This window comes from Sphingobacterium sp. UBA5670 (assembly GCF_002420705.1).
In the GTDB taxonomy this organism is placed as follows: Bacteria; Bacteroidota; Bacteroidia; order Sphingobacteriales; family Sphingobacteriaceae; genus Sphingobacterium.
The window spans coordinates 129,013-135,656 of record NZ_DIIM01000009.1; the positions used below are offsets into that span (position 1 = coordinate 129,013).

The 6,644-nt window shown below is 40.9% G+C and carries 6 protein-coding genes; all 6 read left to right on the top strand.

Annotated elements, in window-relative coordinates; genetic code table 11:
• The first annotated feature begins 3 nt into the window (after window positions 1-3).
• The 6 genes from B3C94_RS08860 to B3C94_RS08885 are packed head-to-tail and all read left to right on the top strand — an operon-like array spanning window position 4 to window position 6,589.
• Window positions 4-1,746: a TonB-dependent receptor gene (locus B3C94_RS08860; protein WP_293902183.1), complete on the top strand. Its 1,743-nt coding sequence runs from the start codon at window positions 4-6 to the stop codon at window positions 1,744-1,746.
• A 40-nt stretch (window positions 1,747-1,786) separates the two neighbouring features.
• Window positions 1,787-3,241 (top strand): SPOR domain-containing protein, encoded by a 1,455-nt coding sequence (locus tag B3C94_RS08865; protein ID WP_293902186.1) that lies wholly within the window; start codon window positions 1,787-1,789, stop codon window positions 3,239-3,241.
• A gap of 25 nt (window positions 3,242-3,266) precedes the next feature.
• A complete protein-coding gene (locus B3C94_RS08870; protein WP_293902189.1) occupies window positions 3,267-3,974 on the top strand; it encodes a MotA/TolQ/ExbB proton channel family protein in 708 nt (235 codons plus the stop codon).
• Window positions 3,974-4,384: an ExbD/TolR family protein gene (locus tag B3C94_RS08875; RefSeq protein ID WP_293902192.1), complete on the top strand. Its 411-nt coding sequence runs from the start codon at window positions 3,974-3,976 to the stop codon at window positions 4,382-4,384. The genes B3C94_RS08870 and B3C94_RS08875 overlap by 1 nt, the downstream gene beginning before the upstream one ends.
• 58 nt (window positions 4,385-4,442) lie before the next feature.
• Complete coding sequence (locus B3C94_RS08880; RefSeq protein WP_293902195.1) at window positions 4,443-5,270, top strand: energy transducer TonB; 828 nt, start codon at window positions 4,443-4,445, stop codon at window positions 5,268-5,270.
• 11 nt (window positions 5,271-5,281) lie between these two features.
• Window positions 5,282-6,589 carry a bifunctional folylpolyglutamate synthase/dihydrofolate synthase gene (locus B3C94_RS08885; protein WP_293902198.1) on the top strand — a complete coding sequence of 436 codons (1,308 nt, stop codon included), beginning with the start codon at window positions 5,282-5,284 and terminating at the stop codon, window positions 6,587-6,589.
• The last annotated feature ends 55 nt before the right edge of the window (window positions 6,590-6,644 follow it).

Here is a 6,644-nt window from a genome sequence, read left to right on the forward strand (position 1 = left end):
ACAATGAAGAAGTTGCAAAATAGAAACGTGAAGAAATATACTTTAGCAGCGCTTTTGATGGGCGTGGGATTGAATTCTTTTGCACAGGAAACAGGCAAGAAGAATGATCCTGAAAAACCGGTCACTATCGATTCTTTTGATGTTGTTCGTGATTATAAGCCAATTCTTGCCGATGCTGTAAAAATCCGCCGCAGTCCCGATATGACCAATAAAAGGGAGTATCAGCCCAAATTGTCCTACAACAATATTTTGGACAAAAAATTGGATATCAATACGGGGTTGAAACAATTGGATGTACAAGAGATTCCTTTTGCACAACCTTTTGAGCATAGTAGCAACTATGTCAAATTTGGTATCGGTAACTATAATAGTATCTTGGGTGAGGCTTATTTAGCTTCTGAGCAGTTTGAAAACACACGATTTGGTTTATTTGCAAAGCATTTGAGCCAAAAAGGTAATATTGATGGACAGAAGTTCAGTACACAGGATATCGGTATCTTTGGTCGCCGTGTATTGGACGCGGTAACAGTAAAAGGTACCCTGGGCTACAATCGTTATGGAACAAATTTCTATGGACAGACTTTTGACCAACCGGGAACAACCTTGTTGAATGCGACTCCGGATAAGCAAACTTTTACAGATATCTATTTAAATGGAGAACTGTCAAGTAATGTTGATCCTAAAAATGAGCAAGCATTAAGCTATTCAGCAAAAGTTGACGGCTACTTGTTTAAAGATGCTTACAAGGCCAAAGAGAATTCAATTGCATTATCAGGTTATCTGAATAAGCGTTTAAGTGCGTTCAATGTTGGAGCGAATTTAAGCGTAACGATGAATAATGCGAAAGATAGCGCTGAGGTAAAAAACCATTTGGCCGTTATTAATCCATATATCCGTTTCAAAGGCGACAACTATAATGTAACCTTGGGAGCGAATTTGACTTCCGAATTCGGTGATAGTACACGATTCAATGTTTTCCCATCAGTAGAAGCTGATTTTGCTTTGGCACCTGAATATATCTCTTTGTTTGCCGGAATTAATGGCGGCGTAAAACAAGCGTCTTTCCGTAGTTTCGCTAAAGAGAATCCTTATTTGGCACCCAATGTCAGAATGATCAACTCGATAGAGAAAATGAACGTCTATGCAGGATTAAAAGGAAATGCAGGCGCAACATTTGGTTATAAAGTAAAGGTATTCTATAAGCAGATTGAAGGATTGCCTTTGTTTAAAAACAGTACGTATGGTGATAGTCAAAATGGCTATGTTCCTTGGGCTTTCGATGTAGTTTATGACGGCATAATCAATAAGGCTAAGCACATGGGATTGGAAGGAGAGATCAATGTCCGTCTTTCGCAACTGGTTAATCTAGGTGGAAAGGTCTTTATTGACGACTACAAATTGAGCGATGAAGAAGAAGCTTGGGGTTTACCTAAATTCCGTATGCAGGCCAATGCGCGTTTCAATATTTCCGATAAATTGTTCATAGATGCTGAACTTTCCACCCAAGGCAATACATATGCGTATATTTATGATTATAACACAGATGGCAGCCGTATTGCTAACAGTGGTCATAAAGCAACAATTGCTTCGTTTGCCGATCTTAATGCCGGTGCAGAATATCGAATCAAAAAACAATTTGGTATTTTCGTGAAAGCAAATAACATTTTTGGAAAAGAGTACGAACGTTATATGTATTACCCAAGATTGGGCTTTAATGTAATTGGTGGTCTTAATTATTCGTTTTAACGAATTAAGATTATAAATTTGCATCTTAAAATAGTGTGCGATGAATCTAGGCAAAAACATCAATAGTTTATTAAAACGTTATGCGGAAGTATACGTGCCCGGAATAGGTGTGTTCAAAAGAATTCATTCTCCGGCCCAGTTCGATAAACAGAATAATGTGTTTTTGCCACCAATTTCCTACGTTGAGCTGGACTATTCGGCCCAACAAGGATTTAATATTGTTCATTATATCCAACAGCAGGAAAACTTGGGCCTAAATCAGGCGCAACAGATCTTGTCGGAAACTGTTGAGAACCTGCGGGCTGATTTGGGGCAATTTGGACAGGTCAAACTTGATGATCTTGGGTTATTGATTAGTTATGGCGCAAGTTTAGTCTTCAAACCTTTGGACTTGTCCGGATTCGACTTCCAGCCAGTTAAAAATCTTGTTGCGCCAGAAATTGAAACAGTTGTTTCGTCTTTGGAGGAAGTAAAAGAACAATTGGCTGAGTCTTCACCTTTGAAAGAAGATCCGGCTCTAGACGCTGATCCCGAGCGAGCACAAACGGAAGAACTTGTGTCGAATACGAAGATTCAGGAAGTAGCGATCCCCGAAGAGGAAACTGATGAGGATGAAAATAAGGAAGAAGTTGTCGAATCTGTAGATGAATCGGTACCCCCAGTATTAGCGGATGAACTGACTCCTGAGACCGAAATAACAAGTGACTCCAATGTTGTGGAGCCCGAAGTAGACACACGAGAAGAAAGGAAAATCGAGGAAACTGAACCTGCAGATGAGACCGCGCTAACGGATAGCGACGAACTCATTGCTGATGAAGCTGTTACTCAAGAAGAGCAGGTTCAGAAAAAAGAGCTTGGTGCTATAGCTGCAGCTAATGCGCATTCAACGTATGTGCCGGATGTCTATGAAGAAGAACCCCGTCATTCTAATGCAGTTTGGTATTGGATCACCGGAATCATTGTATTGGCGATGGTCGCTGTAGGGGTTATTTATACGAATCCGAACTTAAAAGATTCGCTATTCGGTGCAAGCAAACCAGTTGTTGTAAATACGGATACACTTGTTCAGAATAAACAGCTTGTAACTACTGATACACTGTCCAATACATTGACGGCAGATAGTTTGAAAAAAGCTGATTCATTAGCAAAAATCAAAGTTACTGATTCTGTTAAAAACGCGACGCCACAAACTGTTGCAAATCCAGCCACCAAAGCTCCTGTTCTGGAGGCAAATCCAGTGATCAAAGAGTCGATCCCCGTCGCGCAGCCAAGCTATCAATTGGTCATTGGTTCTGCGAAAACAATGGCACAAGCTGAGCAGGAGGCAAAACGCCTTCGGGAAATGGGTTACAAAACAGCGCGAGCAGTGGAAGGAAAGTTTAAAAGAAATAAGAAGAAAATCATCTTGAATACCTACATGACAAAATCAGAGGCAGACCTCGCAAAGAAATCTGTAGAGAAAAAAATTGAAGGTGCTTGGGTAGAAAAATTATAGAAACTATATAAAACTATTAATAATTATGTCATTAGTACAGGATACAGCAAGAGCCGCTGTGGATTCATTTAATCAAGCTGCGCAACAACCATTACCTGCCGCCGCAAGTACAGAAAACATGAGTTTGATCGATATGATGATCAAAGGGGGATGGATTATGATTCCGATCCTATTGTTATTCTTTATTGGATTGGTTATCTTTTTTGAACGTTATCTGACTATTCGTCGTGCAGCAAAATATGATAATAGCCTCATGTCACAGGTGAAAGCGAATGTACTATCCGGAAACCTGGACTCTGCGTTGGCCGTATGCCGTTCGAGTAACTCTGCGTTAGGACGTATGTTGCAAAAAGGCTTATTGCGTGTCGGAAGACCTATCAAAGATATTGAGGGCGCTATTGAAAATGTTGGTAAGCTGGAAGTTGCCAAATTAGAGAAGAATATTAATATCTTGGGTATTATTGCAGGTATTGCGCCGATGCTTGGTTTCGTGGGTACGATTTTTGGGGTAATTAAGATTTTCCATGAAGTTGAGCTAGCCGGTGGTATTGATATTGCATCTGTATCTGGAGGTTTATATGTAAAAATGGTATCTTCTGCGTCAGGTCTTGCCGTTGGTATCTTGGCTTATTTGGGTTACCATATTTTAAATATGATGGTCGAGCGATTGATTTTACGTATGGAAACCGATGCAGTAGAATTTATTGATTTATTGGATGAACCAGGAAGATAATGAACTTACGAAGTAGAAAAAATAAACCATCTGCGGAGGTCCATACTTCAGCGCTGAATGACATCATGTTTTTCTTGATGTTGTTCTTCCTGTTGGCCTCAGCAGTTTCTAATCCACAGGTCGTTAAGCTTTTGTTACCAAAATCTAGCGCTGGCGAACAATCTGTTGCAAAAAAAACTGTCACAATATCGATTACAAAAGATTTGGGCTATTTCATTGATAAAACTCCAGTTCCTATTGAAGGATTGGAAGCTGCAATTCAATCGCAAATGGCTGGTGGAGAGGAGTTGACAATCATGCTCTATGTCGATAATACTGTTCCTATCCAAAATGTCATTTCGGTCATGGATGTAGCTAACCGTTTGAAAGTAAAGGTGGTGTTGGCAACTGAACCAAAAAAAGATAAGTAAGTATCATTAAACTTTTTTCAAGTTTATTGGTCAGCTATTAATATAGGAGATTAATACGATGAGATATCATCTTCAACATGAAGAAAATAATTTCCCTAAAGCATTGGGGATATCGACTTTGGTCATGGCATCGTTGCTCTTGATTGGATTTTTTGTTGTTTTTAAAGCACAGGCACCTGACGAATATGGAATGGGTGGGATGATCGTCAATTACGGCACTTCACCGGAAGGAATGGGGGATGACTATATGAGTGTGGAAGAACCTTCCGTGGATCCGAATGCCAATAACGAACGCCCTGACCGTATTGACCCTGTTGAAACGCCTACACCGACTCCGACACAACAGGTTGCGGAAAAAGCGGTCGTTACACAGGATTTAGAAGATGCGCCTGCAGTAACAAAAACTGAAAAGAAGGTCGTTTCAAAAGCACCGGAAACAACCAAGGCGGTAAAAGAAGTGGCGCCGCAGGCAAATGCCAAGGCACTCTTTAAAGGTAATAAAAATAACGGTACTGGAGCTGGTGACGGTACAGGGACAACACCCGGAAATCAAGGTTCCAAACTAGGTGATCCTTTAGCAAGTAATTATGGCGAAGGGGGTTCTGGAAATGGGAATATGATGTTGTCTATTGAAAACCGAAGCTTTACCCAAAGACCGAGTATCGACGATAACGGACAACAGGCGGGAAAGGTTGCTGTAGAATTTAGAGTGAACAAGCAAGGAATTATTACCTATGCACGTGCTGGGGTGAAAGGTACTACGATAACTGATCCATCTTTACTGGAGAAATGTGAGCGTGCTGTTCGTGGTGCTCGGTTGAATCAATTGCCGAATGCTCCCGACTCCCAGACAGGAAGGATTGTATTCAATTTTAGATTAAGATAAAAATCATTCACATGAATGCTTATAATGAGGCAATCGAGTATCTGTATACTCGATTGCCTATGTTTACAAGGGATGGCGTCTCAGCCTTCAAAAAAGACCTTGACAATACCATCAAACTTTGCGCTGCGCTGGGTAATCCGCAGCAAAAATTCAAAACCTTACATATTGCCGGTACAAATGGAAAGGGATCAACTTCCCATATGTTGGCGGCTATTTTGACCGAAGCGGGGTATAAAACCGGTCTTTATACTTCGCCGCACTTACTTGATTTTAGAGAACGTATCCGTGTAGACGGACAGTTATGTGAGAAGGAGTTTGTCGTGGATTTTGTCAATACCTATCGTGAATTGATCGAAGAAGTATGCCCTTCTTTTTTCGAGATTACGGTGGCCATGGCTTTTGATTATTTTGAGAAGAATAAGGTTGATATCGCTGTCATTGAAGTCGGCCTTGGGGGCCGTTTGGATAGCACCAATATTATTCAACCAGTATTGTCTGTGATTACCAATATTGGCTTTGATCACATGAATCTTCTTGGGAATACGTTGGCGGAAATTGCCGCTGAAAAAGCAGGCATTATCAAAAAAAATACCCCGGTGGTTATTTCAGAATATGCCGAAGAGACGGCATCCGTCTTTTTGAATAAAGCACAGTCAGAACAGGCTCCTCTCCAATTCGCTTCAGATATATACCGTACGAAGATGTTAGCAGTAGACCAGGATTACCTAACAGTACAAGCTGTTGATCCTGCAGGTTATTCGGTGGCCTATCAGCTCGATCTGAAAGGCTCCTATCAGGTAAAAAATCTTGCAGGTGTGCTATTGGCTGTGGATGAGTTACGTAAACAGGGGTTTGAGATCAGTGAGCAGCATGTCCATCGTGCGTTAATAAAAGTTCAGAAGGCAACAGGAATTCAGGGCCGCTGGCAACAACTGTCTAAAGACCCATTTGTTATCTGTGATACAGGACATAATGAAGATGGAATTCATGAAGTACTGAAAAACTTGGCTACGACAACTTATGATAAGCTACATTTCGTCATTGGAGCGATGCGGGATAAGGACTTGTCTCATATGTTACCTTATCTTCCGAAAGATGCAATCTATTATTTCTCTGCTCCGGATATGCCTCGTGCCATGCCAGCAGATTTACTGCGAAAAGAAGCTTTGGAATTCGGTTTAGTCGGACTAGATTATTCGTCAGTGGATGCTGCATTTGATGCCGCAAAAGATGCGTATCAGCAAGGTAACCTTATTTTTGTTGGCGGAAGCAATTTTGTTGTTGCGGAAGTGCTGGCTAGCCTATCTGCTAAAAAATAGAAACTAAAATTTCTCTGGGATCAGTTCTGGAATGCCTATAAAACACAGAAGGATT

Excerpts from the sequence above, each read along its gene's own strand:
- B3C94_RS08870 (WP_293902189.1), top strand. The coding sequence starts at position 3,267 with ATGTCATTAGTACAGGATACAGCAAGAGCCGCTGTGGATTCATTTAAT.
- B3C94_RS08885 (WP_293902198.1), top strand. The coding sequence starts at position 5,282 with ATGAATGCTTATAATGAGGCAATCGAGTATCTGTATACTCGATTGCCT.
- B3C94_RS08880 (WP_293902195.1), top strand. The coding sequence starts at position 4,443 with ATGAGATATCATCTTCAACATGAAGAAAATAATTTCCCTAAAGCATTG.
- B3C94_RS08865 (WP_293902186.1), top strand. The coding sequence starts at position 1,787 with ATGAATCTAGGCAAAAACATCAATAGTTTATTAAAACGTTATGCGGAA.
- B3C94_RS08875 (WP_293902192.1), top strand. The coding sequence starts at position 3,974 with ATGAACTTACGAAGTAGAAAAAATAAACCATCTGCGGAGGTCCATACT.
- B3C94_RS08860 (WP_293902183.1), top strand. The coding sequence starts at position 4 with ATGAAGAAGTTGCAAAATAGAAACGTGAAGAAATATACTTTAGCAGCG.